Here is a 2500-nt window from a genome sequence, read left to right as displayed (position 1 = left end):
GTCTGCCTGTTCCGCCACCCCGGCATGTCATATTGGAAATTGGAGCGGAAGACGGGATTCGAACCCGCGACCCCAACCTTGGCAAGGTTGTATTCTACCACTGAACTACTTCCGCAAGACATGTTTGAGTTATTTCATTAAAAGTGCGGGTGAAGGGAGTCGAACCCCCACGCCAAAGGCGCTAGATCCTAAGTCTAGTGCGTCTGCCAATTCCGCCACACCCGCATATTTCATTAAAATGGTGAGCCATGAAGGATTCGAACCTTCGACCCTCTGATTAAAAGTCAGATGCTCTACCAACTGAGCTAATGGCTCTTGCAATAAAAACTGGTGCCGACTAGAGGACTTGAACCCCCAACCTACTGATTACAAGTCAGTTGCTCTACCAATTGAGCTAAGTCGGCTAAATGGTGGAGGATGACGGGATCGAACCGCCGACCCCCTGCTTGTAAGGCAGGTGCTCTCCCAGCTGAGCTAATCCTCCGAATTGCCTGGCAACGTCCTACTCTCACAGGGACAAGGTCCCAACTACCATCGGCGCTAGAGAGCTTAACTTCCGTGTTCGGTATGGGAACGGGTGTGGCCTCTCTGCCATCATTACCAGACTGTATTCATTTAAGACAAGAATTATTGTAACTCATTTAACTTCTAAAGTCAACAAGTTTTTTATATTCTTTCAAAACTAGATAACATTGCTTCATATTATATGGTTAAGTCCTCGATCTATTAGTATTCGTCAGCTCCACATGTCACCATGCTTCCACCTCGAACCTATCAACCTGATCATCTTTCAGGGATCTTACTAGCTTACGCTATGGGAAATCTCATCTTGAGGGGGGCTTCATGCTTAGATGCTTTCAGCACTTATCCCTTCCGCACATAGCTACCCAGCTATGCCCTTGGCAGAACAACTGGTACACCAGCGGTGCGTCCATCCCGGTCCTCTCGTACTAAGGACAGCTCCTCTCAAATTTCCTACGCCCACGACGGATAGGGACCGAACTGTCTCACGACGTTCTGAACCCAGCTCGCGTACCGCTTTAATGGGCGAACAGCCCAACCCTTGGGACCGACTACAGCCCCAGGATGCGATGAGCCGACATCGAGGTGCCAAACCTCCCCGTCGATGTGGACTCTTGGGGAGATAAGCCTGTTATCCCCGGGGTAGCTTTTATCCGTTGAGCGATGGCCCTTCCATGCGGAACCACCGGATCACTAAGCCCGACTTTCGTCCCTGCTCGACTTGTAGGTCTCGCAGTCAAGCTCCCTTATGCCTTTGCACTCTACGAATGATTTCCAACCATTCTGAGGGAACCTTTGGGCGCCTCCGTTACACTTTAGGAGGCGACCGCCCCAGTCAAACTGCCCACCTGACACTGTCTCCCGGGTCGATAAGACCCGTAGGTTAGAATTTCAATACAGTCAGGGCGGTATCCCACCAGCGCCTCCACCGAAGCTAGCGCTCCGGTTTCAATGGCTCCCGCCTATCCTGTACAAACTGTACCAAAATTCAATATCAGGCTACAGTAAAGCTCCACGGGGTCTTTCCGTCCTGTCGCGGGTAACCTGCATCTTCACAGGTACTATAATTTCACCGAGTCTCTGGTTGAGACAGTGCCCAAATCGTTACACCTTTCGTGCGGGTCGGAACTTACCCGACAAGGAATTTCGCTACCTTAGGACCGTTATAGTTACGGCCGCCGTTTACTGGGGCTTCAGTTCAGAGCTTCGCTTACGCTAACCCCTCTCCTTAACCTTCCAGCACCGGGCAGGTGTCAGCCCCTATACTTCGCCTTACGGCTTCGCAGAGACCTGTGTTTTTGCTAAACAGTCGCTTGGGCCTATTCACTGCGGCTTTCCGTTAAGAAAGCACCCCTTCTCCCGAAGTTACGGGGTCATTTTGCCGAGTTCCTTAACCAGAGTTCTCTCGCACACCTTAGGATTCTCTCCTCGCCTACCTGTGTCGGTTTGCGGTACAGGCACCTTTTATCTCGCTAGAAGCTTTTCTTGGCAGCGGGGAATCAAAGACTTCGCTCCATAAGGAGCTTCCCCATCACAGCTCAGCCTTCACGATAAGCGGATTTGCCTACTTATCAGCCTAACTGCTTGGACGTGCACAACCAATCGCACGCTTCTTCTATCCTTCTGCGTCCCTCCATTGCTCAAACGATAAAGAGGTGGTACAGGAATATCAACCTGTTGTCCATCGCCTACGCCTGTCGGCCTCGGCTTAGGTCCTGACTAACCCTGAGCGGACGAGCCTTCCTCAGGAAACCTTAGGCATTCGGTGGACGGGATTCTCACCCGTCTTTCGCTACTCATACCGGCATTCTCACTTCTAAGCGCTCCACCAGTCCTTCCGGTCTGACTTCACTGCACTTAGAACGCTCCCCTACCACTGATACCATTGGTATCAATTCGCAGCTTCGGTGGTGTATTTAGCCCCGGTACATTTTCGGCGCAGAGTCACTCGACTAGTGAGCTATTACGCACTCTTTAA

General features: G+C 51.4%; 6 tRNA genes and 2 rRNA genes (2 of these 8 cut by a window edge). All 8 read right to left on the bottom strand.

Going from position 1 to position 2500, the window contains the following annotated elements:
- Positions 1-24 (bottom strand) — tRNA-Leu (locus tag KZZ19_RS00475) (it extends 65 nt beyond the left edge of the window).
- Between the two features lie 16 nt (positions 25-40).
- Positions 41-115: transfer RNA gene (locus KZZ19_RS00470), tRNA-Gly, on the bottom strand.
- A gap of 29 nt (positions 116-144) precedes the next feature.
- A tRNA-Leu gene (locus KZZ19_RS00465) sits at positions 145-225 on the bottom strand.
- Between the two features lie 14 nt (positions 226-239).
- Positions 240-315 (bottom strand) — tRNA-Lys (locus KZZ19_RS00460).
- A 13-nt stretch (positions 316-328) separates the two neighbouring features.
- A tRNA-Thr gene (locus tag KZZ19_RS00455) sits at positions 329-404 on the bottom strand.
- A gap of 4 nt (positions 405-408) precedes the next feature.
- Positions 409-484, bottom strand: a tRNA-Val gene (locus KZZ19_RS00450).
- A gap of 5 nt (positions 485-489) precedes the next feature.
- Positions 490-605, bottom strand: a 5S ribosomal RNA gene (rrf, locus tag KZZ19_RS00445).
- Positions 606-706: 101 nt separating this feature from the next.
- Positions 707-2500, bottom strand: a 23S ribosomal RNA gene (locus tag KZZ19_RS00440) (it continues 1127 nt past the right edge of the window).

Source organism: Bacillus thuringiensis (genome assembly GCF_022095615.2).
In the GTDB taxonomy this organism is placed as follows: domain Bacteria; phylum Bacillota; class Bacilli; order Bacillales; family Bacillaceae_G; genus Bacillus_A; species Bacillus_A cereus_AG.
This window is presented reverse-complemented; position numbering and strand designations above follow the sequence as displayed.